Source organism: Streptomyces sp. NPDC097129 (genome assembly GCF_055668065.1).
In genome coordinates this window covers 125,424-149,604 of the sequence record NZ_JBVOQE010000012.1, presented here as the reverse complement: position 1 = coordinate 149,604, position 24,181 = coordinate 125,424, and the positions used below count along the sequence as shown (strand labels likewise).

The window sequence follows — 24,181 nt, the reverse complement described above, 5'->3', positions numbered from 1 at the left end:
AAGCGCTGCGCTGCAGTACGCTCAAGATATGACCGGTACCGACCAGCGCACGCCCGACCAGGACCTGCCGTACAACGTGTTCGCCAAGGCCTGCCCGTCACGGGGCACGCTGGAGCACGTCACCGGACGCTGGGGCTCGCTCACGCTCGGCGCGCTGCACGAGGGCCCGCTGCGCTTCAACGAGCTGCGCCGCCGCGTGGACGGGGTGAGCGAGAAGATGCTGTCCCAGACGCTGCACGCGCTGGAACGCGACGGACTCGTGCACCGCGAGGCCCAGCCCACGAATCCGCCCCGCGTGGACTACGAGCTGACACCGCTGGGCCGCCAGGTCGCCGAGCGGCTGCTGAGCCTCATCCACTTCGTCGAGGGCAGCATGGACGACGTCCTGGCCGCCCGCGAGCGGTACGACGGGACCCGCGCTACGGCGTGACGCGCGGCGCCCGCTGGCACTTGGGGCAGAAGTAGCTGGAACGGTTCATCCACGGGCGGCGGCGCATCGGCGTGCCGCACCGCTTGCACGGCAGCCCCTCACGGCCGTACGCGTCCAGCGACCGGTCGAAGTAGCCGGACTCGCCGTTGACGTTGACGTACAGGCTGTCGAAGCTGGTGCCGCCGACGGCGAGGGCCTCGTTCATCACGTCACGGATGTGACCGAGCAGTTCGGCGGTGCGCGGGCGGGTGAACCCGGCCGTGGGGCGTTCGTAGTGGACGCGGGAGCGCCACAGCGCCTCGTCGGCGTAGATGTTGCCGACCCCGCTGATCAAGGACTGGTCGAGCAGGGCCCGCTTGATCGTGGTCCGCTTGCGGCGCAGCGCCTGGTGGAAGCCCTCGTCGTCGAAGAGGGGGTCGAGCGGGTCGCGGGCGATGTGCCCGATGACGTCCGGCAGGCCGTCGTCGGTCGTGTCGTGCAGCGAGAGCCCGCCGAAGGTGCGCTGGTCGACGAAGCGCAGCTCGGTGCCCTGCACGTCGGTGAAGCGGACGCGGATGCGCAGGTGCTTCTCGTCGGGCGCGGCGTGCGGCTGCACCAGCAGCTGGCCGCTCATTCCGAGGTGCGCGAGGATCGCCTGCCCGGTGTCCTCCAGCGGCAGCCACAGGTACTTGCCGCGCCGGCTGGGCACGCCGATGCGGTGTCCCTTGAGGCGGTGCGCGAAGTCGTCGGCGCCGGCCGGGTGGCGGCGTACCGCGCGCGGGTGCAGCACCTCGGCGTCGGCGACGGTGCGATGGGCGACCCACCGCTCCAGACCGCGCCGTACGACCTCGACCTCGGGCAATTCGGGCATGGGGCTCCCCCGTCACACAGTACGGCGTCACAGGTACGGATCGAGCGCCCGCCCCGGTGGTGGGGCGGGCGCTCGGTCGCTCGTCGGTCAGGCGGAGGCCGACGCCTCGTCGGCGTTCTCGGCGGCCTTCGCCGCCTGAGCCGCCTTGGCGCGCTCGTCCGCGGCGGCGCGGATGGCGCGCCAGGCGGACTCGGCGGCCTGCTGCTCCGCCTCCTTCTTGCTGCGGCCGGTGCCGGTGCCGTACGAGACGCCTCCGACGCGGGCGGCAGCAGTGAAGGTCTTCTCGTGGTCGGGGCCGGTCTCCGTGACCAGGTACTCGGGCACGCCGAGCCCCTCGGTCGCGGTCAGCTCCTGCAGGGATGTCTTCCAGTCCAGGCCTGCGCCCAGGTTGGAGGACTTCTCGATCAGCGGGTCGAACAGGCGGTGCACCAGTTCGGAGGCCGCGTCGAGGCCCTGGTCGAGATAGACCGCGCCGATCACCGCTTCCAGGGTGTCGGCGAGGATGGATGCCTTGTCCCGGCCGCCCGTGCCCTCTTCACCGCGGCCGAGCCGGATGAAGGAGCCCAGGTCGAGGCCACGCCCGACCTCCGCCAGCGCACGAGAGTTGACCACCGCGGCCCGCAACTTGGCCAGCTGGCCTTCGGGCAGGTCGGGGTGGGTGCGGTACAGCGTGTCGGTGACGACGAGTCCGAGCACGGAGTCCCCGAGGAACTCCAGGCGCTCGTTCGTCGGCAGACCGCCGTTCTCGTACGCGTAGGAGCGGTGCGTCAGCGCTCGCACCAGAAGGGCGGACTCGAGCTGGTAGCCGAGCCGCCCTTCCAGAAGCGTGTGGGACGAGGCCTGGTTGTCCGCCGACTGCTTCTTGGGCGTGGACACAGTGCCTCTCACCAGCCGCTCAGACCTCGAGGACCTGGCGCTTGTTGTAGGTGCCGCACGACGGGCACGCGGTGTGCTGCTGCTTGGGCTCGTGGCAGCGCTCGCACGCGACCAGGGTGGGGACCGCAGCCTTCCACTGCGACCGGCGGTGGCGCGTGTTGCTGCGCGACATCTTCCGCTTCGGAACAGCCACGGCTACTTCTCCTGCTTCTCGTCGACGCCCGCTTCGGCGCCGCTCGTGTCGTCCTTGTCGCCGTCCCGAAGTGAGCCGGCGAGTCCCTGCAAAGCCGCCCAACGAATGTCGACGGCGTCATGATGGTGGTCCGGGTCGTCCGCGAGCCGCGCCCCGCACTCGGGGCACAGACCGGGGCAGTCTTCCTGGCACACCGGCTGCATCGGCAGTGCGAGCACCACCGCATCACGCAGCACAGCCTCGAGGTCGAAGAGTCCGTCCTCGAGGAAGAGCCTGTCCTCGTCGTCCTCGGCGTCGTCGCCCGGTTCCGCGTGCTGGACGCGGCCCCGGTCGTCGGCGTCAGGGTACGAGAACATCTCCTGGAAGTCCGCTTCGACGTCGAGCTGAAGCGGCTCCAGACACCTTACGCACTCCCCCTTCGCGGTCGCACGGGCGGTGCCTGTGACAAGCACCCCTTCCAGGACCGACTCCAGGCGGAGTTCGAGCTCCAGCGGGGTGCCTTCCGGCACTCCGACGACTCCCACCAGACCGAAGTCCCTGGGAGTGGGGACCGTGCGAGTCAGGCGCTGCAGCGCACCTGGCCGCCGGCCCAGCTCGTGCGTGTCGAACACGAGGGGGTTGCGGTGGTCGAGGCGGGCGTTGTGAGCCATTCCTGCTTTCGGTCTTCCAGCTCAGGGGGACGCCGCCGCGGAAGCTCCGGGCAGCGCTGATCGCGGACGTACTCGCGACCGAAGAGCCAGGATACTGGACCTTTCGCTGTCGGCCCAATCCGGGCCGGGTCCCTACAGACCGCGGCCCTGCTCGTAGGCCCTGAGCTGCTCGGCGCTGATCATGCCGGTGTCGAAGAGGCTGGTCTCGTCGAGGGCGTACTGCTGCGGCTGTGCCGCCTCCTGCTGCGGCGCCGCCTGCTGGTGTACGGCCTGGGCCTGCTGCGGGTCGTACACGGGCTGCTGACCCGTGTCGTAGCCGCCGTAGCCGTAGGGGTCGGCCTGCTGGTAGCCGTAGGCGTCCTGCTGGGCGTACTGCTGCGGGTAGCCGGCATAGGGGTCGGGCTGTTGCGCGTACGTCGCGTACTGGGGCTGGTGCTGCGGCTGGGGTGGCTGGTGCGCCGGCGGGGCCGGGGTGTCCTGCTCGGCGTGCGCGGCGAGGTCGGCGAGGTAGTCGGCGTCGCTGGAGTGCTGGACGGTGCCGAGGTCGCCGGCGAGGGCGCCGAGGTCGTCGGTGGCGATCCGGCCGTGCAGCTTCTGCCGGCCGCGGCCGACCGCCTCCAGGGTCTTGGCCAGGACCGCCTCGAAGGCGCCGAGCTTGGCGTCGACGTAGGAGTCGGCGTCGCGGCGCAGGGTCTCGGGGTCGTGGCTGCGCTGCGGGGCGTCCTCGTCCTCGTAGCCGTCCTCGTCGACGCCGGGGCCGGTGCCGAGCAGCTTCTCGCGGCCGCGGCCGACCGAGCCGAGGGTCTTGGTGAGGACGACCTCGAAGTTGGCGAGCTTGGAGTCGACGTAGTCGTCGGCCTCGGCGCGGATCTCCTCGGCCTCCTGGCGGGCCTCGGCGAGGATGCGGTCGGCCTCGGCCTGGGAGCGGCGGGCGACCTCGGTGTCGGAGATCAGCGAGCCGCGCTCGGCGTGGGCGCCGGCGATGATCCGCTCGGCCTCCTGACGGGCCTGCTCGACCATCTGCTCCCGGCCGCCGATCAGCTCCTGGGCCTGGGCGAGGGAGTCGGGCAGGGCCGCGCGCAGCTCCTCCAGCATCGACAGCAGGTCGGCGCGGTTGACCACGCACGAGGCCGACATGGGCATCGACCGGGCGCCGGAGACCGCCGAGACGATCTCGTCGAGCTTTTTCTGCACGTCCACCGTGTGCTCGCCACTCTCTACGGATGTGATGGAGACGGACGGGGACGACTGTAGCCCTTCAGCCTTGGCGCAGCCGCGTGTTGAGCGCCTGAAGGACGGGGGCCGGGACGAGGTGGGAGACGTCGCCGCCCCACTGCGCGACCTCCTTGACCAAGGAGGACGACAGGAAGCTGTAGGTGGGGTTGGTGGGCACGAAGAGGGTCTCGACGCCGGAGAGGCCGTTGTTCATCTGGGCCATCTGCAGCTCGTAGTCGAAGTCGCTGACCGCGCGCAGGCCCTTGACGATGGCGGGGATGTCGCGCTGCTTGCAGAAGTCGACGAGCAGGCCGTGGAAGGCCTCGACCCGGACGTTGCCGTACTCGGCGGTGACGGTGCGGATCAGTTCGATCCGCTCGTCGATCTCGAACATCCCCTTCTTGGACTGATTGATCATCACCGCGACGTACACCTCGTCGTACAGACGGGAGGCGCGGGCGATGATGTCGAGGTGTCCGTTGGTGATCGGGTCGAACGACCCGGGACAGACGGCGCGGCGCACTTGTGATCCCTCGCTCTCCGGTCCGGTCATCGTGCGTCTTCGCACGTAGAGGCGGCGCGACCGTACCAAAACGTTCCCTCGCCGTAGCGACGGGCCCGGATCGCCTCGAACCCCGTCGGCCAGCGGAACTCCCCGCCTCTGGTGCTGCGCTCCACGGTGACGAGCGCTTGCTCAGTGAGCCAGCGTTCCGAGCGGAGTGTGAGCAGGATCTCCCGAAGATCGTCGTCGGAGACGGCGTAGGGCGGATCGAGAAAGACCAGGTCGTACGGCTCCTGCGGGGGGGCGGTGCGGATGATCTGTTCCGCTTTGCCGTGTCTGACCTCGGCGCCGGGCAGGCCCAGGTTCTTCACGTTCTCCCGCACGATGCGGGCCGCGCGCGCGTCGGCTTCGACGAGGAGGGTGTGGCCCGCGCCGCGGGACAGGGCCTCCAGGCCGACGGCGCCGGAGCCGGCGTAGAGGTCGAGGACCCGTTCGCCGTCCAGGGGGCCACCGAGGAGGGACTGCCAGGTGGAGAAGAGGCCCTCGCGTGCTCGGTCCGATGTCGGCCGGGTTCCTGTCCCCGGCGGGACGGCGAGGCGGCGCCCGCCGGCGGCGCCGGCGATTACGCGGGTCATGTGGGGTCCTTCTCCGTGGACGGCTTTGGGATCATTGTGGCTGGTCGCGCGGTTCCCCGCGCCCGTGGTGACCTCACCCGCTTCACCCCTTCTCCAGGTACTGCTCCCGCTCCTCGTCCAGCAAGGCGTCCAGGGCCGTGCGCAGGCCCGGGAACCGCTCCAGCTCCGGGTCCGCCGCGACGATCCTCGCCGCCTCCTCCCGCGCCTCGGCGATGATCTCCTCGTCCTCGATGACCGCGAGGACGCGCAGGGACGAGCGGACGCCGGACTGGGCCTGGCCGAGGACGTCGCCCTCGCGGCGCTGTTCGAGGTCGATGCGCGACAGCTCGAAGCCGTCGAGCGTGGAGGCGACCGCGCCCAGGCGCTGGCGGGCGGGGCTCGCCTCGGGCATCTCGGTGACCAGCAGGCACAGTCCGGGGGCCGCGCCACGGCCGACCCGGCCGCGCAGCTGGTGCAGCTGGGAGACGCCGAAGCGGTCGGCGTCCATGATCACCATCGCGGTGGCGTTGGGGACGTTGACGCCGACCTCGATGACGGTCGTGGCGACCAGGACGTCCGTCTCGCCGGCGGCGAAGCGGCGCATGACGGCGTCCTTGTCGTCGGGGTGCATCCTGCCGTGCAGCACCTCGACCTTCAGGCCGTTCAGCGGGCCGCGGGCGAGCTGTTCGGCGACGTCGAGGACGGCGAGCGGCGGGCGCTTCTCCGCGTCGTCCTCGGCGGACTTCTTGGCCTTCCTGGGGTCCTCCTCCTCGTCGCCGATGCGGGGGCAGACGACGTAGGCCTGGTGGCCGCCTGCCACCTCCTCGCGCACCCGCTCCCAGGCTCGGGCCAGGAAGTGCGGTTTGTCGGCGGCGGGCACGACATGGCTGGCGATGGGCGAGCGGCCGGCCGGGAGCTGGTCCAGGACGGAGGTCTCCAGGTCGCCGAAGACGGTCATGGCCACCGTGCGCGGGATGGGGGTGGCGGTCATGACGAGCAGGTGCGGGGGCTGCTTCCCCTTGCCGCGCAGGGCGTCGCGCTGCTCGACGCCGAAGCGGTGCTGTTCGTCGACGACGACCAGGCCGAGGTCGTGGAACTGCACCTTGTCCTCGATCAGCGCGTGGGTGCCGATGACCATGCCGGCCTCGCCGGTGACGAGGTCGAGCAGTGCCTGACGGCGGGCGGCGGCGCCCATGGAGCCGGTGAGCAGGACGACCTTGGTGGCGTGCTCGGCGCCGCCCAGCATGCCCCCCTGGGCCAGCTCGCCCATCATCTCGGTGACCGACCGGTGGTGCTGCTGGGCGAGCACCTCGGTGGGCGCGAGCATCGCCGCCTGCCCGCCGGCGTCGACGACGGCGAGCATGGCGCGCAGGGCGACCAGCGTTTTGCCGCTTCCGACCTCTCCTTGCAGCAGCCGGTGCATCGGGTGTTCCGTGGCCAGGTCGTCGAAGATCTCCTGGGAGACCTTCTGCTGGCCCTCGGTGAGGGTGAAGGGGAGGCGGTCGTCGAAGGCGGCGAGGATGCCGTCCGGCCGGGGGCGGCGGGGCACCGCCGGGAGCTGGGCCTCGGCGTGGCGGCGGCGGGCGAGGGCGACCTGGAGGACGAAGGCCTCGTCCCACTTCAGGCGGGCGCGGGCGTCGGCGATGTCGGCCTTGGTGTGCGGGCGGTGGATCTTGAGCAGGGCCTCGGGCAGGGAGACCAGGCCGCGGCCCTCGCGCAGGCCGTCCGGGAGCGGGTCGACGGCCTCCTGGGCGCTGGGCAGGACCGTCTGGACGGCCTTGCCGATCTTCCAGGACTCCAGTTTCGCGGTGGCCGGGTAGAGGGGGATGAGCGCGCCGGCCCACGTCTCGACGCTCTCCTCGCTGTCGCCGCGCAGCAACTCATAGGCAGGGTGGGTGAGTTGGAGGCGACGGTTGAAGACGGAGACCTTGCCGGCGAACATCGCGCGGGTGCCCGGGAGCAGCTCCTTGTGCGGCTTGTGCACGCCGGCGCCGAAGAAGACCAGCTGGAGCCTGCCGCTGCCGTCGGTGATGGTCACCTCCAGCCGCTGGCCCTTGCCGCGCGGGGCCCGGGAGGAGGCGAAGGTGTGCAGGCGGGCGTCGGCGACCTGGGCGACCACCGTGACATGCTCGTCCATGGGGAGGTCGGCGAGGTGGGTGAGCTGGCCGCGCTCCTCGTATCTGCGCGGGTAGTGGTGGAGGAGGTCGCCGACGGTGTGCAGGCCGAGATGCTCGGCCATCACCTTCGCGGTGGCGGGGCCGAGCACCGACTTCAGCGGTTGTTGCAGTGGTTCTTGCAGTGCGGGCACGAGATCCATTGCACACCACGGCACTGACAATGCCGAAGACGTGCGGTGATCCCGTGCCGGCCACGTGCGGCGGCGCCGCCGTTCACAGGTTGGGGACGTTGTGGGAAATCCCTGGTCAGGACGTTCGTTCGAGCCGTAGGATGACGCGCTCCGGCCATCCCCCGCGGATTCCCGCCCCACCGGGACCGCCCGACCCCGCGCCCTCGGCCCTCCCCCACCAGCGGCGCTGTGACGATGGACTCGCAGACCTCACAGTCATCCCAGGCTTCCCAGTCACCTCAGACACCTCATTCGTTCCAGGTCGACCTGCGTGGTCTGGTCGACCTGCTCTCCCATCACCTCTATTCCAGTCCGAAGGTCTATCTGCGCGAGCTGCTGCAGAACGCCGTCGACGCCGTCACCGCGCGCCGCGCGGAGGACCCCGGCGCACCCGCCCGGGTGCGGTTGTACGCCGAGGGCGGCGCCCTGCGCGTGGAGGACTCCGGGATCGGGCTCACCGAGGCGGACGTGCACACCCTGCTGGCGACCATCGGCCGCAGCTCCAAGCGGGCGGACGGGCTGCGCGAGGCACGCTCGGACTTCCTCGGGCAGTTCGGCATCGGGCTGCTCGCCTGTTTCGTCGTCGCCGAGCGGATCCGGGTGGTCAGCCGCAGCGCCCGTACGCCGGACGCGCCGCCGGTGGAGTGGACGGCGCGCGACGACGGCTCGTACACCGTGCGGACGCTGCCGGTGCGGGACCGGCCCGAGCCGGGTACGACCGTGTACCTCACCGCGCGTCCCGGGGCCGCCGAGTGGCTCACGCCCGAGCGGGTGCTGACGCTGGCCCGGGACTTCGGCTCGCTGCTGCCGTACGACGTACGGGTCGGCGAGGAGGCGGTCACGGACCTGCCCGCGCCCTGGGACCGCTCCTATCCGAGTCCGGCGACGCGGCGCGTGGCGCTGGCCCGGCACTGCCACGGGCTGTTCGGGTTCACGCCGCTGGACTCCATCGACCTGGACGTGCCGGTGGCCGGCATCCGCGGGGTGGCGTACGTGCTGCCGCAGGCGGTGAGCCCGGCGCAGCGGGCGGGGCACCGCGTGCATCTGAAGGGCATGCTGCTGACCGAGCGGGCCGAACAGCTCCTGCCGGACTGGGCGTTCTTCGTACGCTGCGTGCTGGACACCGACAGCCTGCGGCCCACCGCCTCGCGCGAGTCGCTGTACGAGGACGAGACGCTGGCGGCCGTGCGGGAGGCGCTCGGGGAGCGGATCCGGTCCTGGCTGACGTCGCTCGCGGCCGGTGACCCGGAGCGGCTCGCGGCCTTCTTGTCGGTGCACCACCTGGGAGTGAAGTCGCTCGCGCGGCACGACGCGGAGATGCTGCGCACGATGCTGCCGTGGCTGCCGTTCGAGACGACGGACGGGCGGCTGTCGCTGGAGGAGTTCGCGCAGCGGCACCCGGTCGTGCACTTCACGCGGACGGTGGAGGAGTACCGGCAGGTGGCGCCGATCGCCTCGGCGCAGGGCGTCGGTGTCGTCAACGGCGGTTACACGTACGACAGCGAGCTGGTCGAGGCGCTGCCGTCGGTGCGGCCCGGCACGGTGGTCGCCGAACTGGACGCGGACACCGTCACCGCGCATCTGGACGCGGTCGACGCGGACGTGGAGCTGGCCCTGGCGGGCTTCCTCGCGGCCGCGCGGGCCAAGCTGGACCCGCTGGGCTGCGATGTGGTGCTGCGGGCCTTCCACCCGCTGTCGGTGCCCGCGCTGCACCTGGACGACCGTTCGGCCCGGCACGAGCAGGCGCGGGCCGAGGCGCAGGAGCAGGCCGACGACCTGTGGGCGGGCATCCTCGGCTCGCTGCGCGGCAGCGCGCCACGCGCGCGTCTGGTGCTGAACCACCTCAATCCGCTGGTCCGCCGGATCAGCGCGCTCGGCGATCCGGAGCTGATCGGCACGGCGACGGAATCGCTGTACGGGCAGGCGCTGCTGATGGCGCAGCGGCCGCTGCGGCCCGCCGACTCGGCGCTGCTGAACCGCGCCTTCATCGGGCTGCTGGAGTGGGCGACGCACGGGGAGGGCGAGCAGCGATGAGCGGGATCACGGACTTCGACGCGTTGCGCCGGGCGATGGCGGACAACTCCGGGCAGCCGGAGGGCCCGGCGCGCAACGCGCGTGCGGAGCAGCTGCTCGCCGAGGCGGAGAAGCTGGACATCCCGCTCGCCGTGATCGAGGCGCTCGGGCACCAGCTGAAGGTCTACAACTACAGCTCCGAGAAGGCGAAGATGTTCGTCCCCTTCGCGCGGCTGCTGCGCCTGTGGGACGAACGGCCGGAGGACTTCGACGCGTACGAGGTGCACTCGCTGCACTGGGTGTTCAAGTGGATGACGGCCGGCATGCTCGACCAGCCGCACATCCCGCTGGCGTCCATCGAGAAGTGGCTCGGCGAGATGGAGCACCGCTACCGGCTCGCCGGGTACTCCGAACGGGCGGTGCGCAGCGCGGAGTTCTCCGTGGCCGCCCATGTGGGGGATCTCGAGCGGGCCGAGCGGGCGTATGCCGGGTGGCTGGCCGCCGACCGGGACGAGATGGCCGACTGCCACGCCTGCGAACTGCACCAGCAGGGCTGGTGGCTGGAGCGTCGGGGGCGGTACGCGGAGGCGATCGAGGTGTGGCGGCCGGTCCTGGAGGGCGAGTTCACCTGTGCGCACGAGCCGCACGCCGTCCTCGCCTCGTCGTTGACGCCGCTGCTGCGGCTGGGCCGGGTGGAGGAGGCGCGGGCCCACCATCTGCGGGGGCTGCGGCTGGTGCGGTCGATGGAGAGCATGCGCGGGGCGTTCGCGGACCACGTGGAGTTCTGCGCGCTGAGCGGCAACGAGGCACGCGCGCTGGAGCTGCTCGCCGAGCGGCCGGCGTACTTCACCGACGACGGGCATCCGCGCAGCAGGCTGAGCTTCCTGGAGGCGGTCGTGCTGCTGACGGACCGCCTGGCCGAGCTCGGCCTGTCCGGGCAGCGGGTGCCGGGGCCGGCGGGACGGGCGTGGACGGCGGGCGACCTCGCGGCACACGCGCGTGGGGAGGCGCTCGCGCTGGCCGCCGCCTTCGACCGGCGCAACGGCACGGCGTACGTCAGTGAGCAGTCCCGGGCGCGAATGGCGCAGCGTCCGCTGGTGGAGCGGCTGCCGCTGGGGGTGCGGTCGGTGCGGACGGCTCCGGCCGGCGCGACGCCGCCCGTGGCCTCGCCGGTGGTGTCGCCGGTGACCGAGCCGCCGGCGGCCGGCGAGGACCTGCCTGCCCTGCTGGCGCGGGCGCGGCGGCTGTCGGACACGCTCCAGCCGGACGCGCTCGACGCGTGGGCGGCGGTCGGGCGGGCCGCGCGGGGCGCCGAGCTGGCGCCGTACGACCAGGCGGAACTCGTCGACCACGAGGCGATGAGCCGGGGCGAGGAGGGCGCCGAGCTGTTCGCGGACGCGGCCGAGCTGTACGCGCGGGCGGGCGACGAGGGCGAGGCGCTCGCGGCACGCGCGCGTGGGGCGTACGTGCGCGCGCTCGCCGGTGACGTGGACGCGGCGCTCGCGGCGGTCGCCGAGCCCTACGACCGGGTGCTCGCGCTGTACGCCGGGGACGGCACCGGGTTGCGGCAGACCGCGTCGGTGGTGATGAGCCGGGCGCGCATCCTGATGCGGCGCGTGCACCAGGCCGAGGGTCCGGTGGACGCCGACGCCGCCGAGACGGCCGAGGGGGCCGTACGGGAGGTACTGGCGCTCGTCGAGGGCCGCACCGGTGACGACGTGCGCCTCGCGGCACGGCACGCCGAGGCGCTGGCGATGCTCGGCGAGCTGGCCGCGCACAGCGGGGACCCGGCAGCGGCCGCGAAGCTGCTCGCGCGGGCGGCACGGGAGTTCACCGACGCCGGGGTGGCGTGGTTCGCGGTGGAGTACGAGGTGCGGCTGGCGCAGCTCGCCCACCATCTCGGGGACATGGCCGAGACCGAACGGGCGCTGCGTGCGGCCCTGGAACACGGCGGGGCGCAGCTGACGCCGGTCGGGCGGGCCCAGCTGCACCTCCAGCTCGCCGAGGTCGTCGGCGGGCGCGGTGAGGTCGCCGAGGCCGCCGAGCACGCGCTGGAGGCCGCGCACTGGGCGGACGAGGCCGGCGACGGACCGGCGCTCGGCGCCTGGGCGCGGCACCAGCTCGGCGGGCTGCTGGTCCGGCAGGGCCGGTGGGCGGAGGCGGCGGAGGTGCTGGAGTCGGCGCTGCCCGATGTGAGCGCCGAGACGCACGGCGACGGCGCGGTGGTGCAGACCCTGTGGTGGCTCGGCGACTGCCTGGGCGAGCTGGGCGAGCACCGCGCGGCGGCCGAACGGCGCTTGCAGGCTGCGGAGATCGCGCGGCACTGGCCCGAGCAGCAGGACCACGCCACGCTCGCCCATCTCGCCGCGACGAGCCTGGAGGCGGCGGGCCTGTCCGAGGAGGCGACGACGGCCTACGCGCGTGCCGGTGAGCTGTGGCGCGCGGTGGGCGATGTGCACGGTCTGGTCCGCTCGCTGCGCGCCCGCGCGTGGCTGACGCTGCGGGCCGAGGACGGCCCGGCAACGGCCCGTGAACTGATGTCGGCGGCCGTCGAGGAGTGCGCGGCGGCACTGACGGCGGCAGGCGGGGACGACGAGACACGGCACCGTCTCACCGCGGAACTGGGCCACACCCACCGCCAGTTCGGCGACCTGCTGGCCCGCTCCGGTCCGGCGGGGTTCGAGGACGCCCTGGCCGAGCTGGAGGAGGCGATCACCGTCTTCACCTCCCTGGGCCAAGACGCGGTCCACGCCCGCACGGGCGCGGAACTCGCCGCGGGCTGGCTGGCGGCCGAACTGGGCCGGCCCGACGCGGCGCAGGCACGCGCACGTGCCGTCCTCACGGCGTACGAGACAGCCCCCGAGGACGACGAGACGGCCACGTCCCGCCGCGCGGAGGCGCAAGAACTGGCGCAGGCGACACGGGAGGAAGCAGGCTGAGCCGGCCCGAACGGAATGAGCGGCGCCGGTGGGAGTGAGCTTCCCCCGGGGGCGGCTGACCTCTGCTGGCTCAAGCGGCGCGGGAGGGAGTCGGCTGAGCGCCGCCGGAGCGGTTGAGCTCACCAGGACCGTTCAGCTCTTCCCGTCGGGCGACTGAGCTGCCCGGGGCGGCAGAGCCTTCTGGGGCAGAGCAGCCCGGGGTGGCTGAGCTTCCTCCGGGGCGGCGCTCCCCCGCCGGCTCAGGCGGCGTGGGAGGGGCGGCCGAGTTCCTTCTCGCCGTCTGCGTGGCCGCGCGTCGCCGGCCGGCGGTGTGCGCCGGGGTCACTCCACGCCGATGAGCAGGAGTGCGCCCTGGCGGCCGCCTCGGTAGACCACCGTGTCGACGGCCAGGTAGGTGTCCCGGACCCGGGTCTCCAGGCGGTCGGTGACGCCGTCGGGGGCCTCGTCGCCGAGGACCAGGGTGACGAGTTCGCCGCCGGCGGCGAGCATGCGGTCCAGGACGGTCTCGGCCGTCGCGGTGACGTCCGTGCCGATCACCGCGACGTCGCCGTCGATGAGCCCGAGGACGTCGCCGGCCTGGCAGACGCCGGCCGTGGTCCAGGACTCGTGTTCGGCGACGGTGACCTCGGCGTAGCGGGTGGCGCCCGCGGCCGAGGTCATGGAGACGACGTCCTCGTCGAAGCGGCGGTCGGGTTCGTGCACGGCGAGCGCGGCGATCCCCTGGACCGCGGACCGGGTCGGGATGAGCGCCACCCGGATGCCCTCGGTGCGGGCCTGCTCGGCGGCGGCCGCCGCGGTGTGGCGCAGCTCGGGGTCGTTGGGCAGCAGTACGACCTCGCGCGCGTGGGCACGTCGTACGGCCTCCACGAGCTCCCCGCTGGCGGGCGGCTCCCCGGGGCGGGCGAGCACCGTCGTCGCGCCCGCCTCGCTGTACAGCCCGGCCAGGCCCTCGCCGGGGACGACGGCCACGACGGCCCGCTGGACGCGTTCGCGGGGCGGCCGCTCACCGCGCGCGGTGTGGGCGTCACCGGCGCCGAAGTGGGTGATCCGGATGCGGTACGGCCGCCCGGCCTCCACTCCGGCCTCCACGGCGGCGCCGGCGTCGTCGACGTGCACATGGACGTTCCACAGCCCGTCGCCGCCGACCACGACCAGCGAGTCACCGAGGGCGTCCAGGCGGCGGCGCAGCCGGTCGACGGCGTCGTCGTCCGCCTCCAGGAGGTAGATCACCTCGAAGGCGGGGCCGTCGTCGTCCGCGGCGCCCGTCTCGGGGCAGGCGATGAGCGTCCCGGCGGGCACGCGCGCCTGCGAGGCGGGCCGCACGCGCGGGTGCCCGCCCGGATCGGCCGGTGTCTCCCCCGTGAACGTCTCCACGAGCGCCCCCAGCACCGCCACCAGACCCCGCCCGCCGGCGTCCACGACTCCGGCGCGCTCCAGGGCGGCCAGCTGGCCGGGGGTCGCGGCGAGCGCCGTGCGCGCCCCGTCGTAGGCGGCCCGCGCGACCGTCCCGCAGTCGCCTCCCGGGCCTCCCGAGCCTTCCGCGCCGCCCGGGCCTTCCGTGCCGCCCGCGGTCTCGGCGGCGTCGGCGGCCGCCGCGGCGACGGTCAGCACCGTGCCCTCGACGGGGTGGGCGACGGCCTGCCGGGCGGCGTCGGCCGCGCTCCGCAGCGCGCGCCGCAGCCCCGGCCCGTCGGTGTGGGAGTCGTCACCCTCGGCGGCGAGCACCTGCGCCATGCCACGCAGCAGCTGGGCGAGGATGGTCCCGGAGTTCCCGCGCGCCCCGATGAGCGCACCGTGCGCCATCGCGTGCACGGCGTCGGCCAGGGACGGCCGGCCGCCGCCGGTCTCGTACCCGGCGAACACGGCCTCGACCGCGCCGGCCGCCGACTCCAGGGTCAGATACAGGTTGGTGCCGGTGTCCCCGTCGGCCACCGGGTAGACGTTGATCGCGTCGATCTCCTCGCGCGCGCGGCCGAGCGCGTCCAGCGCGAGGGAGCACCACGTGCGCACCGCGAGAGCATCGAAGAATGTCTGCGGCACCTGCGCCACCTGCGCCTCCCTGAGCTGCTGGACGTGGGACGCAGCGTAGACCCCGGGCCCCTGCCTGCCGGAAGAGGGCCGTGGGCGGGCCGCTGGGCCGTCATGGTAGTTTCGTTGTCCGGACGCAGTCGTTGTATGCTGCTCCGGTTGCCCGATCCGATCGGGCTCTCCCCCTGGCAGCGCCACTCAGATCTCAGATCATTCACCGATCGCAGGATCCGTCCCGGCATGCCGGGATCAACCGTAAGTGCATCTGAAGTCTTTGGAGTGACCGGTGGCTGCCAACTGCGACGTCTGCGGCAAGGGGCCGGGCTTCGGCAACAACATCTCGCACTCGCACCGCCGTACGCCCCGTCGCTGGAACCCGAACATCCAGCGTGTGCGTACCGTGGTCGGTGGGACGCCGAAGCGCGTGAACGCCTGCACCTCGTGCATCAAGGCCGGCAAGGTCTCGCGCTGACGCACAGCTAAAGCGCGCGGCCACTGTCGGTTCGCTGCAGATAGCCGGTCCACCACCAGGTGGGCCGGCTTTCTGCCGTACCCACTCCCCGCTCCGGCTGCCGGGGTCCCGGATGCCGACCCCGCCGTGGGCACTCCCGTCGGAGCGCTCAGGCAGTACCGCTCCTGAAAGCCCACCCGTGGTCCACCGGCCCGATGCCGCCGCCGAGCGCGAAGCCGGCGGCGATGGCCCCGGTGACGTACTCCTTGGCCGCCGTGACCGCCTCGGGCACGGTCCGGCCCTTGGCCAGGCCGCAGGCGATGGCGGAGGCGAGGGTGCAGCCGGTGCCGTGGGTGTGACGGTTGTCGTGGCGGGGGGCGCGCAGCCAGTGCTCCTCGGAGCCGTCCGTGAGCAGGTCCACGGCGTCACCGGCCAGATGCCCGCCCTTGATCACCACCCAGCGCGGCCCGTACGCCAGGACGGCCGCCGCGGCGCGCCGCAGGTCGTCCTCCGACTCGACGTGGACGCCGGTGAGTTGGGCGACCTCGTCGAGGTTCGGGGTGGCGACGGTGGCCGCCGGCAGGAGCTTGGTGCGCACGCGGTCCAGCGCGGAGGCGGCGAGCAGCGCGTCGCCGTGCTTGGAGACGCCGACCGGGTCGACGACGGCGGGCGCGTCGGTGCCGGCGAGCAACTCGGCGACGGTCTCGACGAGTTCGGCGGAGGCGAGCATGCCGGTTTTCACCGCCTGAACGCCGATGTCGTCGACGACGCTGCGGTACTGCGCCCGTACCGCCTCGACCGGCAGCTCCCAGGCGCCCTGCACGCCGAGGGAGTTCTGCGCGGTGACGGCGGTGAGCACGCTCATGCCGTGCGTGCCGAGCGCCAGCATGGTCTTCAGGTCGGCCTGGATCCCGGCGCCGCCCCCGGAGTCGGAGCCGGCCACGGTGAGCACCCGGGGCGGCGCGGTCATGACTCGATGTCCCCGAAGTGGTCCCAGCCGCCCTTGCTGGTCCAGGGGGCGCCGTCGACGGTCACCTGGGGCAGCGCCGAGGGGTTGAGCACCTCGCCGATCACCTTCCAGCGGGCGGGCAGTTTGGCGTCCGAGGGGAAGGTCGCGACGATCGCGTGGTCCTCTCCCCCGGTCAGCACCCACTGCAGCGGGTCGACGCCGACGGCCTGCCCGATGTCGTGCATCTGGGTGGGGATGTCGATGGCGCCGGAGCGGATGTCGATGCGCACCTTGCTGGCCTCGGCGATGTGCCCGAGGTCGGCGATCAGGCCGTCGCTGACGTCGCACATCGCGGTCGCGCCGAGCGCCGCGGCCGCGGGACCGGCGTGGTACGGCGGCTCGGGGCGGCGGTGGGCCTCGACGAAGGCGCGCGGCGAGCGGAAGCCGCGGGAGAGCACCGCGTACCCGGCGGCGGACCAGCCGAGCCAGCCCGTCACGGCGACGAGGTCGCCGGGCTGTGCGCCGCCCCGGGTGACGGGCTCCTGGTTGCGCAGGTCGCCGAGCGCGGTGATCGACACCATGATCGTGTCGCCGCGCACCACGTCGCCGCCGACCACGGCGGCCCCCGCGACCTGGCACTCGTCGCGCAGGCCGTCCATCATCTCCGTCGGCCAGGTCACCGGCAGCTCGGCGGGCACGACCAGGCCGAGCAGCAGCGCGGTCGGGACGGCGCCCATGGCGGCGATGTCGGCGAGGTTCTGCGCGGCGGCCTTACGGCCGACGTCGTAGGCCGTGGACCAGTCGCGGCGGAAGTGCCGGCCCTCCAGCAGGATGTCGGTGCTGGCCACGACCCGACGGTCGGGTGCGGCCACCACGGCGGCGTCGTCGCCGGGGCCGACCCGGACCGCCGGGGTGGTGGTGAGACGGGAGGTGAGCTCCCTGATGAGCCCGAACTCCCCGAGCTCACCAACAGTGCCCTTCATTGCCCTGGCTCCCCTTCCGTCCCTGCTGTCCTTGTCCGTGCCCGCTCGCGCGGGACCAGTGTCCTCGATACCGTCGAAGTGACCGGCCCCAGGTGCCCGGCCTGCGGGACCGGACCCTGGTGAGCGGTCCCGTCAGCCGTCCTCGTCCGCCCTGTCCGCACCCCGGCACGCAAGGACCGGTTCCCGCAGGTCTCCCCGCGGGGAGCGGCGACGCGGTACCGTGGCGTTCCTTTTCCCCACATGATCCTCGTGGCCGCCCTGGAGGTTCCGTGGTACAGGCGTACATCCTGATCCAGACCGAGGTCGGCAAGGCCTCGACCGTCGCCGAGACGATCGCCAAGATCCCTGGAGTGATCCAGGCCGAGGACGTCACGGGTCCCTACGACGTCATCGTGCGCGCGCAGGCCGACACCGTCGACGACCTGGGCCGCATGGTGGTCGCCAAGGTCCAGCAGGTGGACGGCATCACCCGCACACTGACCTGCCCGGTCGTCCATCTGTAGCCCCCGTCTACGCTTGGCCGGTGAGCTTCTTCCGTCACCGGCCCTTCGGCCTGCCCGCCCTCGTCCTGCTCCTCGGCGTCGCGGGCTGCTCCTTCGCAGACGACGGCGCGTCGGTCGCGGTTCCCTCACCGGGGGCGAAGACCGCGGGGCTCTGCCGAGAGCTGGACCGGGTGCTGCCGTCCCGGGTCGACGGCCAGGACCGCCGGGACCCCGACCCCGCGTCGCCGCTGACCGCGGGCTGGGGGGACCCGGCGATCATACTGCGGTGCGGTGTCGAGCGGCCTCCGAAGATGCTCGACCGTAAGGTCTCGGTGGGCGGTGACCCCGACGCGGTCGCCGGCGGCGTGGACGGGGTCGACTGGCTCATGGAGAAGCAGGACGACGGCGCGTACCGGTTCACCACCGCCAACCGCCGTGCCTACGTCGAGGTGAGCGTGCCCAAGGGCCAGGACACCTCGTCGGTGCTCGTCGCCCTGGCCCCGGGCATCAAGAAGGCGATCCCCGAAGGGATCGCCGACTGAGCCGACCGAAGGGTCAGCGCAGGCCCGTCGGCCTGCGCAGGGCCGCCTGGATGAGGCGGTCGACCAGTTCGGGGTAGGCGACGCCGGTGGCCTGCCACATCTTCGGGTACATCGAGATGGGCGTGAAGCCGGGCATCGTGTTGATCTCGTTGATGACGAACTCGCCGTCCTCGGTGAGGAAGAAGTCCGCGCGCACCAGCCCCTCGCAGGACGCCGCGTCGAAGGCGTCCACCGCGAGCCGCCGCACCTCGGCCGTCTGCTCGTCGGTGAGCGGCGCCGGGACGATGCCGGGCGTGGAGTCGATGTACTTGGCCTCGAAGTCGTAGTACGCGTGGGCGTCCGGCGGCGGGATCTCCGCCGGCACCGACGCGCGCGGGCCGTCCTCGAACTCCAGCACGCCGCACTCGATCTCACGGCCGCGCAGGGCCGCCTCGACGAGGATCTTCGGGTCGTGCCGCTGCGCCTCCTCGATGGCCTCGTCCAGGCCCGAGAGGTCGTCGACCTTGGTGATGCCGATCGAGGAGCCGGCGCGTGCGGGCTTCACGAACAGCGGCCAGCCGTGCTCGCCGGCGAAGTCGATGATCTTCTTGCGGGCGGCGGCGGTGTCCCGCTCCCACTCGCGGGGCCGGATCACCACGTACGGGCCCACCTTGAGCCCGAAGGAGGTGAACACCCGCTTCATGTACTCCTTGTCCTGGCCGACGGCCGAGGCGAGCACGCCCGAGCCCACGTACGGCACCCCGGACAGCTCCAGCAGGCCCTGCAGGGTGCCGTCCTCGCCGTAGGGGCCGTGCAGCACGGGGAAGACCACGTCGACCTCGCCGAGCGCCTTGGGCACCGAGCCGGGCTCGCTGTAGACGACCTCGCGGGTGCCGGGGTCGACGGGGAGCACCACGCCGCCGTCGCCGGGTTCCGCCAGGCCCTCGACCTCTGGGGTGCGGCGGTCGGCGATGGCCATCCGCTCGGGCTCGTCGGCCGTCAGCACCCAGCGCCCCTGGCGGGTGATGCCGATCGGCAGGACGTCGTACCGCGTCCGGTCGATGGCGCCCAGGACGGCACCGGCGGTGACCACGGAGATCCCGTGTTCGGAGCTGCGTCCGCCGAACACGACGGCCACGCGCGGCTTGCGGGACGGCTGCTCAGGGCTCTGGGGAAGGTTCTCGGTGCTCATATCGCGATGAGAGTACCTGTTGACACAGTGGGGAGACAGCGTCCGCCGCCCCGCGTCGCTCAGCGTCGTTCGGGCTTCGCGCTGCGCGACATCAGCTCCTTGAGGGCGACCACCGGGGACTTGCCCTCGTGCACGATGGACACGACGGTCTCGGTGATCGGCATGTCGACGCCGTGCCGGCGGGCCAGATCCAGCACCGACTCGCAGGACTTGACGCCCTCGGCGGTCTGCCGGGTGACCGCGATGGTCTCCTGCAGGGTCATGCCCTTGCCGAGGTTGGTGCCGAAGGTGTGGTTGCGGGACAGCGGCGAGGAGCAGGTGGCCACCAGGTCGCCGAGGCCGGCGAGTCCGGAGAACGTCATCGGGTCGGCGCCCATCGCCAGGCCCAGCCGGGTGGTCTCGGCGAGGCCGCGGGTGATGAGCGAGCCCTTGGCGTTGTCGCCGAGGCCCATGCCGTCCGCGATGCCGACGGCGAGCCCGATGACGTTCTTGACGGCACCGCCCAGTTCGCAGCCGACGACGTCGGTGTTGGTGTACGGCCGGAAGTAGGGCGTGTGGCAGACGGTCTGCAGGCGCTGCGCGACCGCCTCGTCGGTGCAGGCGACGACGGCCGCGGCCGGCATGCGGGCGGCGATCTCACGGGCCAGGTTGGGCCCGGTGACCACGGCGACGCGTTCCGGGCCGACCTTGGCGACGTCCTCGACGACCTCGCTCATCCGCATGGTGGTGCCCAGCTCGACGCCCTTCATCAGCGACACCAGGACGGTGCGCGGGGCGAGCAGCGGGGTCCATTCGGCGAGGTTGGCGCGCAGCGTCTGGGAGGGCACCGACAGCACGGTGAAGTCGGCGCCGGCGGCGGCCTCGGCGGGGTCGGTGGTGGCGCGCAGGTTCCCGGGCAGCTCCACACCGGGGAAGTAGTCGGGGTTGGTCCGGGTGGAGTTGATCGCCTCGGCGACCTCGGGGCGGCGCGCCCACAGCACGACCTCGCACCCGGCGTCGGCGAGGACCATGCCGAAGGCCGTGCCCCACGAACCGGCGCTGAAGACGGCTGCCTTGACCGGCGTGACCGGCTTGCTCACGTGCCCTGTCCTTCCGCCTGCTTGTCCTGCGTCCGCGCCTCGGTCTGGGCCTGGGTGCGGCGGCGCTGCTCGATGCGCTCGCGGCGCGGGTCGTACGGCGTGGCGGGCGCCTTCTCGCCGCGGATCTCCTCCAGCTGGCGGGTGATGGCCGCCATGATGACCTCGGTGGCTTCCCTCAGCACGTCCGCGGTCATCTCCTTGCCGTAGAAGCGGGAGAGGTCGACGGGGGGCCCGGCCAGCACGCGGTGGGTCTTGCGCGGGAAGAGGTTCGGCTTCCTGGCGTACGGCGGCAGCAGCTCGTTGCAGCCCCACTGGGCGACGGGGACGACCGGGCACCTGGTCTGCAGGGCGACGCGCGCGGCGCCCGTCTTGCCGGTCATGGGCCAGCCGTTGGGGTCGCGGGTGAGGGTGCCCTCGGGGTAGAAGGCGACGCACTCGCCGCGCTCCACGGCGTCGATCGCGGCCCGGAAGGCGCTGAGCGCGTCGGTGGACTCGCGGTAGACGGGGATCTGGCCGGTGCCGCGCATGGCGGCGCCGACGAAGCCCTTCCTGAAAAGCCCGCTCTTGGCCAGGAATCGCGGGACCCGGCCGGTGTTGTACTGGTAGTGGGCGTAGGCGAAGGGGTCGACGTGCGAATTGTGGTTCACCACGGTGATGAATCCGCCGTCGGCCGGAATGTTCTCCATTCCGCGCCAGTCCCGCTTGAGCAGAAACACCAGCGGTGGTTTGCAGATCACCGCGGCGAAGCGGTACCAGAAGCCGATTCTGCGGCGGGGCACGCGGACACCTTCCTCCAGGGCTGCCACCGGGGCCCGCGAGGGCCGCACAAGTGTCGCCCCGGGCCGCCGGTCTGTCGAGAACACCGTACGCCCCGCCGTCCCATGGACGAGATGGCCCGGCGACAATGACCAGGACACGAGAGGGACGGTACGCCGGTGCAGTGGACCTTGGTCATCCCCCTGAAGCCTCTGGCGCGGGCCAAGAGCAGGCTCGCGGACACGGCCGGGGACGGGGTGCGCCCGGGCCTCGCGCTGGCGTTCGCCCAGGACACGGTCGCGGCGGCGCTGGCCTGTGACGCGGTGGGCGATGTGGCGGTCGTCACGAACGACGCCCTGGCCGGCCGTGAGCTGGCGGCCCTGGGCGCCCGTATCGTGCCCGACTCCCCGGCCGCCGGTCTGAACGCGGCCCTGGCGCACGCGGCGGCGGTGGTGCGCTCGACGCAGCCGCGAACGGGCGTGGCCGCCCTGAACGCCGACCTTCCGGCCCTGCGCCCGCTGGAATTGGCCCGGGTCCTCGATACGGCCGCCGCATTCCCGCGCGCATTTCTTCCGGACGCCGCGGAAATCGGCACCACGCTTCTGGCGGCCGGTGCGGGTCAGGAATTGCGTCCGGCATTCGGTCCGGACTCCCGGGCCCGGCACCGCGCGTCCGGGGCGGCCGAGCTGCCCCTGGACCGGGTCGATTCCGTACGGCAGGACGTGGACACCGGCGACGACCTGCGCGCGGCGCTCTTTCTCGGCGTGGGCCCCCGGACGGCCGCGGTGGCCGCGCGGCTGCTGATCCCCGGGCAGTAGGCTGACCGTCATGCAGGCCACCGCATACACGTACGACCCCGAGACCCGCTCCGGCCAGGTGCTCCTCGACGACGGCACCCCCGTGCCGTTCGACGCCCCGGCCTTCGACGCGGGCGGCCTGCGTCTGCTGCGCCCCGGTCAACGGGTGCGGATCGAGACGGAAGGCGAGGGCGACGCCCGCCGCATCACGCTGGTGACCCTGCAGACGTTCTGATGCCCCCGCAGACGTTCTGACCTCGCTCCGCGCGCCCCCGCGGGCGTTCGCGGCCCCGGTCAGGCCAACCCGTCCCAAACCGGCGGCGCTACCAGGACATCAGGTCCACAACACACCGCGGGCCGGACTCCGTCAGGGAGTCCGGCCCGGCGCGTGAGTAACCCGTACGCTCCGCCTCCTAGCGCGCGGTGGTCTTCTTCGCGGCGGTCTTGCGCGCCGACGACTTCTTGGCGGGCGCCTTCTTGGCGGTCGCCTTCTTCGCCGGGGCCTTCTTCGCCGTGGTCTTCTTGGCGGCCGTGGACTTCGCCGCGGTCGTCTTCTTGGCCGCCGCCGTCGTGGTCTTCTTGGCGGGCGCCTTCTTGGCCGTGGTCTTCTTCGCGGCGGCCGTGGTGGTCTTCTTCGCCGGGGTCGCCTTCTTCGCGGTGGTGGTCTTCTTCGCGGCCGCCGTCGTCGCCTTCTTGGCCGCGGCCTTCTTGCCCGCGGGCTTGGCGATGGTGGCCGACGGGCCGGACAGGCTGCCCTTGGGCGCCTTCTTGACCGCGATGTCGTTCTTCGGGAGCTTCTTCGACCCGCTGACCAGGTCCTTGAAGCCCTGACCCGCGCGGAAGCGCGGAACGGAGGTCTTCTTGACCCGAACCCGCTCGCCCGTCTGCGGGTTACGGGCGTAGCGGGCCGGCCGGTCGACCTTCTCGAAGGAACCGAACCCGGTGACCGAGACCCGGTCGCCCCCGACGACCGAGCGGACGATGGCGTCCAGGACCGCGTCGACAGCATCGGCGGCCTGCTGGCGGCCACCCATCTTGTCGGCAATCGCTTCTACGAGCTGCGCCTTGTTCACGTCTTCCCCTTCGGAGACATCGCCAGAACGAAAGTGTTCAAGCTTTTTCGCACGTTAGGCAGATATATACCGCAAATCAAACACGAAACGGGCTTATCACCCTTGTGCCGCAACGAACTCGGCGATCACAGATGTGTTCAGTGGTCCTCTTCGGGTACGCGCCCCGCGTCGAGATCCGCCATGAACCGCTCCAGCCGCCTTGTCGCACCGGCAAGATCGTGTTTGGCCGCGGCCGTAATGACCAGCAGCTTCCGGGTCAGCGCCATCCGTACGCCCTCCGGGACTTGCAGTGCGCGCACCCTGGCGTGCGCTTGTTTGAGTTGGTCCGCGACCGCCGCATAGAGCTCGAGTTGGCCGTCGTGTTCCATGCACAGATTGTGCCATCTGGGGCGAGTTGTCGCCCGCGCAGGGGGCAACTGCCGCCTCTGACAGCCATCCGGGCGCATCGCGAAGAGGCGTTCCGGAACCTCGTCTACCCCGGCAACCACGGCCGTAACGTGGGAAGTTGAATGCTTACCGACCGGCGGGCGGCGCCGTTCGGGCCCGAAAACGCCCGTACCCCCGATCGGTCCGATCGGGGGTACGGGAGGGGTGATGCGGTGGCCGAAACCCGACCCTCAGGGGGCGGGGCGGGCCGAAGGTTCAGACCTGGAGGGTGCGCGGCTTGAAGGAGGGCCGCTTCGCCTCGTACGCGGCGATGTCCGCCTCGTTCTGGAGCGTGATGGAGATGTCGTCCAGGCCGTTCAGCAGCCGCCAGCGGGAGTTCTCGTCCAGCTCGAAGGCGGCGGTGACGCCCTCGGCGCGCACCTCGCGCGCCTCAAGGTCCACGGTGATCTCGGCGGTCGGGTCCTTCTCGACCAGCTCCCACAGCGCGTCCACGGTCTTCTGGTCGAGGACCACGGTGAGCAGGCCGTTCTTCAGCGAGTTACCGCGGAAGATGTCGGCGAAGCGGGAGGAGATCACGGTCTTGAAGCCGTAGTTCTGCAGCGCCCACACCGCGTGCTCACGGGAGGAGCCGGTGCCGAAGTCGGGGCCTGCGACCAGGACGGTGGCGCCCTGCCGCTCGGGACGGTTCAGCACGAACTCGGGGTCCTTGCGCCAGGCCTCGAACAGCCCGTCCTCGAACCCGTCGCGGGTGACCTTCTTGAGCCAGTGGGCGGGGATGATCTGGTCGGTGTCGACGTTGCTGCGGCGCAGCGGGACGGCCCGGCCGGTGTGCGTGGTGAAAGCTTCCATGATCC

25 protein-coding genes are annotated in these 24,181 nt (G+C 72.4%); 8 read left to right on the top strand and 17 right to left on the bottom strand.

What is annotated here, in order from left to right; translation table 11 throughout:
• The first annotated feature begins 28 nt into the window (after positions 1 to 28).
• Positions 29 to 430, top strand: a complete 402-nt coding sequence (locus AC0B9F_RS30405) for a winged helix-turn-helix transcriptional regulator (RefSeq protein ID WP_472007925.1) — start codon at positions 29 to 31, stop codon at positions 428 to 430.
• Here the strand turns inward: AC0B9F_RS30405 and mutM are convergent.
• From mutM to recG, 8 genes are all read right to left on the bottom strand, one after another.
• On the bottom strand, positions 420 to 1,280 hold the full coding sequence (gene mutM, locus AC0B9F_RS30400; protein WP_472007924.1) for a bifunctional DNA-formamidopyrimidine glycosylase/DNA-(apurinic or apyrimidinic site) lyase: 861 nt from the start codon (positions 1,278 to 1,280) through the stop codon (positions 420 to 422). The genes AC0B9F_RS30405 and mutM overlap by 11 nt on opposite strands.
• A gap of 87 nt (positions 1,281 to 1,367) precedes the next feature.
• Complete coding sequence (gene rnc, locus AC0B9F_RS30395; protein WP_472007923.1) at positions 1,368 to 2,168, bottom strand: ribonuclease III; 801 nt, start codon at positions 2,166 to 2,168, stop codon at positions 1,368 to 1,370.
• A gap of 7 nt (positions 2,169 to 2,175) precedes the next feature.
• Positions 2,176 to 2,349 carry a 50S ribosomal protein L32 gene (gene rpmF, locus AC0B9F_RS30390; protein WP_472007922.1) on the bottom strand — a complete coding sequence of 58 codons (174 nt, stop codon included), beginning with the start codon at positions 2,347 to 2,349 and terminating at the stop codon, positions 2,176 to 2,178.
• Between the two features lie 2 nt (positions 2,350 to 2,351).
• On the bottom strand, positions 2,352 to 2,999 hold the full coding sequence (locus AC0B9F_RS30385) for a YceD family protein (RefSeq protein WP_472007920.1): 648 nt from the start codon (positions 2,997 to 2,999) through the stop codon (positions 2,352 to 2,354).
• Positions 3,000 to 3,131: 132 nt separating this feature from the next.
• Positions 3,132 to 4,199: an ATP synthase F0 subunit B gene (locus tag AC0B9F_RS30380; protein ID WP_472007919.1), complete on the bottom strand. Its 1,068-nt coding sequence runs from the start codon at positions 4,197 to 4,199 to the stop codon at positions 3,132 to 3,134.
• Positions 4,200 to 4,257: 58 nt separating this feature from the next.
• Positions 4,258 to 4,737 carry a pantetheine-phosphate adenylyltransferase gene (gene coaD, locus AC0B9F_RS30375; RefSeq protein ID WP_472007918.1) on the bottom strand — a complete coding sequence of 160 codons (480 nt, stop codon included), beginning with the start codon at positions 4,735 to 4,737 and terminating at the stop codon, positions 4,258 to 4,260.
• Between the two features lie 26 nt (positions 4,738 to 4,763).
• A complete protein-coding gene (gene rsmD / locus AC0B9F_RS30370; protein ID WP_472007916.1) occupies positions 4,764 to 5,351 on the bottom strand; it encodes a 16S rRNA (guanine(966)-N(2))-methyltransferase RsmD in 588 nt (195 codons plus the stop codon).
• 82 nt (positions 5,352 to 5,433) lie between these two features.
• Positions 5,434 to 7,647, bottom strand: a complete 2,214-nt coding sequence (gene recG / locus AC0B9F_RS30365; protein ID WP_472007914.1) for an ATP-dependent DNA helicase RecG — start codon at positions 7,645 to 7,647, stop codon at positions 5,434 to 5,436.
• Between the two features lie 225 nt (positions 7,648 to 7,872).
• Here recG and AC0B9F_RS30360 point away from each other — a divergent pair, with 225 nt between their 5' ends.
• Together AC0B9F_RS30360 and AC0B9F_RS30355 are read left to right on the top strand one after the other, a co-directional pair.
• Entirely contained in the window at positions 7,873 to 9,711 is a 1,839-nt protein-coding gene (locus AC0B9F_RS30360; protein ID WP_472007912.1) for an HSP90 family protein, read from the top strand.
• The gene (locus AC0B9F_RS30355) at positions 9,708 to 12,629 is read left to right on the top strand and encodes a tetratricopeptide repeat protein (protein ID WP_472007911.1); all 2,922 of its coding nucleotides are present in this window, start codon (positions 9,708 to 9,710) and stop codon (positions 12,627 to 12,629) included. The genes AC0B9F_RS30360 and AC0B9F_RS30355 overlap by 4 nt, the downstream gene beginning before the upstream one ends.
• A gap of 321 nt (positions 12,630 to 12,950) precedes the next feature.
• Here the strand turns inward: AC0B9F_RS30355 and AC0B9F_RS30350 are convergent, their stop codons facing one another.
• On the bottom strand, positions 12,951 to 14,678 hold the full coding sequence (locus AC0B9F_RS30350) for a DAK2 domain-containing protein (RefSeq protein WP_472007909.1): 1,728 nt from the start codon (positions 14,676 to 14,678) through the stop codon (positions 12,951 to 12,953).
• A gap of 265 nt (positions 14,679 to 14,943) precedes the next feature.
• Between AC0B9F_RS30350 and rpmB the strand changes: the two genes are divergently transcribed.
• Entirely contained in the window at positions 14,944 to 15,129 is a 186-nt protein-coding gene (rpmB, locus tag AC0B9F_RS30345; RefSeq protein WP_004924906.1) for a 50S ribosomal protein L28, read from the top strand.
• Positions 15,130 to 15,277: 148 nt separating this feature from the next.
• Here the strand turns inward: rpmB and thiD are convergent, their stop codons facing one another.
• Positions 15,278 to 16,078: a bifunctional hydroxymethylpyrimidine kinase/phosphomethylpyrimidine kinase gene (gene thiD / locus AC0B9F_RS30340; protein ID WP_472007907.1), complete on the bottom strand. Its 801-nt coding sequence runs from the start codon at positions 16,076 to 16,078 to the stop codon at positions 15,278 to 15,280.
• On the bottom strand, positions 16,075 to 17,040 hold the full coding sequence (locus tag AC0B9F_RS30335) for a thiamine-phosphate kinase (RefSeq protein ID WP_472007906.1): 966 nt from the start codon (positions 17,038 to 17,040) through the stop codon (positions 16,075 to 16,077). The genes thiD and AC0B9F_RS30335 overlap by 4 nt, the downstream gene beginning before the upstream one ends.
• A gap of 269 nt (positions 17,041 to 17,309) precedes the next feature.
• Here AC0B9F_RS30335 and AC0B9F_RS30330 point away from each other — a divergent pair, with 269 nt between their 5' ends.
• Entirely contained in the window at positions 17,310 to 17,543 is a 234-nt protein-coding gene (locus tag AC0B9F_RS30330; protein ID WP_158990895.1) for an Lrp/AsnC family transcriptional regulator, read from the top strand.
• A 20-nt stretch (positions 17,544 to 17,563) separates the two neighbouring features.
• On the top strand, positions 17,564 to 18,064 hold the full coding sequence (locus AC0B9F_RS30325; RefSeq protein WP_472007904.1) for a DUF3515 domain-containing protein: 501 nt from the start codon (positions 17,564 to 17,566) through the stop codon (positions 18,062 to 18,064).
• 13 nt (positions 18,065 to 18,077) lie between these two features.
• Here AC0B9F_RS30325 and AC0B9F_RS30320 read toward each other — a convergent pair whose 3' ends face one another.
• Genes AC0B9F_RS30320 through AC0B9F_RS30310 form a run of 3 tightly spaced genes read right to left on the bottom strand, consistent with a single transcriptional unit; the run spans position 18,078 to position 21,093 of the window.
• Positions 18,078 to 19,235, bottom strand: coding sequence for a D-alanine--D-alanine ligase family protein (locus AC0B9F_RS30320; protein WP_472007902.1), 1,158 nt, complete (start codon positions 19,233 to 19,235; stop codon positions 18,078 to 18,080).
• A 59-nt stretch (positions 19,236 to 19,294) separates the two neighbouring features.
• Positions 19,295 to 20,314: an NAD(P)H-dependent glycerol-3-phosphate dehydrogenase gene (locus tag AC0B9F_RS30315; RefSeq protein ID WP_472007901.1), complete on the bottom strand. Its 1,020-nt coding sequence runs from the start codon at positions 20,312 to 20,314 to the stop codon at positions 19,295 to 19,297.
• The gene (locus tag AC0B9F_RS30310; RefSeq protein WP_472007900.1) at positions 20,311 to 21,093 is read right to left on the bottom strand and encodes a lysophospholipid acyltransferase family protein; all 783 of its coding nucleotides are present in this window, start codon (positions 21,091 to 21,093) and stop codon (positions 20,311 to 20,313) included. The genes AC0B9F_RS30315 and AC0B9F_RS30310 overlap by 4 nt, the downstream gene beginning before the upstream one ends.
• Before the next feature lie 156 nt (positions 21,094 to 21,249).
• Here AC0B9F_RS30310 and cofC point away from each other — a divergent pair, with 156 nt between their 5' ends.
• The gene (gene cofC / locus AC0B9F_RS30305; RefSeq protein WP_472007898.1) at positions 21,250 to 21,888 is read left to right on the top strand and encodes a 2-phospho-L-lactate guanylyltransferase; all 639 of its coding nucleotides are present in this window, start codon (positions 21,250 to 21,252) and stop codon (positions 21,886 to 21,888) included.
• A gap of 10 nt (positions 21,889 to 21,898) precedes the next feature.
• Positions 21,899 to 22,102 carry a hypothetical protein gene (locus AC0B9F_RS30300; protein WP_472007897.1) on the top strand — a complete coding sequence of 68 codons (204 nt, stop codon included), beginning with the start codon at positions 21,899 to 21,901 and terminating at the stop codon, positions 22,100 to 22,102.
• A 178-nt stretch (positions 22,103 to 22,280) separates the two neighbouring features.
• Here AC0B9F_RS30300 and AC0B9F_RS30295 read toward each other — a convergent pair whose 3' ends face one another.
• The 3 genes from AC0B9F_RS30295 to leuD form a co-directional block, all read right to left on the bottom strand.
• Positions 22,281 to 22,940 (bottom strand): HU family DNA-binding protein, encoded by a 660-nt coding sequence (locus AC0B9F_RS30295; protein WP_472007895.1) that lies wholly within the window; start codon positions 22,938 to 22,940, stop codon positions 22,281 to 22,283.
• Between the two features lie 137 nt (positions 22,941 to 23,077).
• Positions 23,078 to 23,308 (bottom strand): SCO5555 family protein, encoded by a 231-nt coding sequence (locus AC0B9F_RS30290; RefSeq protein WP_472007894.1) that lies wholly within the window; start codon positions 23,306 to 23,308, stop codon positions 23,078 to 23,080.
• A gap of 274 nt (positions 23,309 to 23,582) precedes the next feature.
• The gene (gene leuD / locus AC0B9F_RS30285) at positions 23,583 to 24,176 is read right to left on the bottom strand and encodes a 3-isopropylmalate dehydratase small subunit (protein WP_472007892.1); all 594 of its coding nucleotides are present in this window, start codon (positions 24,174 to 24,176) and stop codon (positions 23,583 to 23,585) included.
• Positions 24,177 to 24,181: the final 5 nt, after the last annotated feature.

Bases quoted from the DNA above. Each gene is read 5' to 3' on its own strand.
- thiD (WP_472007907.1), bottom strand. From the start codon at position 16,078: ATGACCGCGCCGCCCCGGGTGCTCACCGTGGCCGGCTCCGACTCCGGG.
- AC0B9F_RS30290 (WP_472007894.1), bottom strand. From the start codon at position 23,308: ATGGAACACGACGGCCAACTCGAGCTCTATGCGGCGGTCGCGGACCAA.
- recG (WP_472007914.1), bottom strand. From the start codon at position 7,647: ATGGATCTCGTGCCCGCACTGCAAGAACCACTGCAACAACCGCTGAAG.
- AC0B9F_RS30300 (WP_472007897.1), top strand. From the start codon at position 21,899: ATGCAGGCCACCGCATACACGTACGACCCCGAGACCCGCTCCGGCCAG.
- AC0B9F_RS30335 (WP_472007906.1), bottom strand. From the start codon at position 17,040: ATGAAGGGCACTGTTGGTGAGCTCGGGGAGTTCGGGCTCATCAGGGAG.
- AC0B9F_RS30385 (WP_472007920.1), bottom strand. From the start codon at position 2,999: ATGGCTCACAACGCCCGCCTCGACCACCGCAACCCCCTCGTGTTCGAC.
- AC0B9F_RS30355 (WP_472007911.1), top strand. From the start codon at position 9,708: ATGAGCGGGATCACGGACTTCGACGCGTTGCGCCGGGCGATGGCGGAC.
- AC0B9F_RS30360 (WP_472007912.1), top strand. From the start codon at position 7,873: ATGGACTCGCAGACCTCACAGTCATCCCAGGCTTCCCAGTCACCTCAG.
- AC0B9F_RS30405 (WP_472007925.1), top strand. From the start codon at position 29: ATGACCGGTACCGACCAGCGCACGCCCGACCAGGACCTGCCGTACAAC.
- leuD (WP_472007892.1), bottom strand. From the start codon at position 24,176: ATGGAAGCTTTCACCACGCACACCGGCCGGGCCGTCCCGCTGCGCCGC.
- mutM (WP_472007924.1), bottom strand. From the start codon at position 1,280: ATGCCCGAATTGCCCGAGGTCGAGGTCGTACGGCGCGGTCTGGAGCGG.
- rsmD (WP_472007916.1), bottom strand. From the start codon at position 5,351: ATGACCCGCGTAATCGCCGGCGCCGCCGGCGGGCGCCGCCTCGCCGTC.
- AC0B9F_RS30320 (WP_472007902.1), bottom strand. From the start codon at position 19,235: ATGAGCACCGAGAACCTTCCCCAGAGCCCTGAGCAGCCGTCCCGCAAG.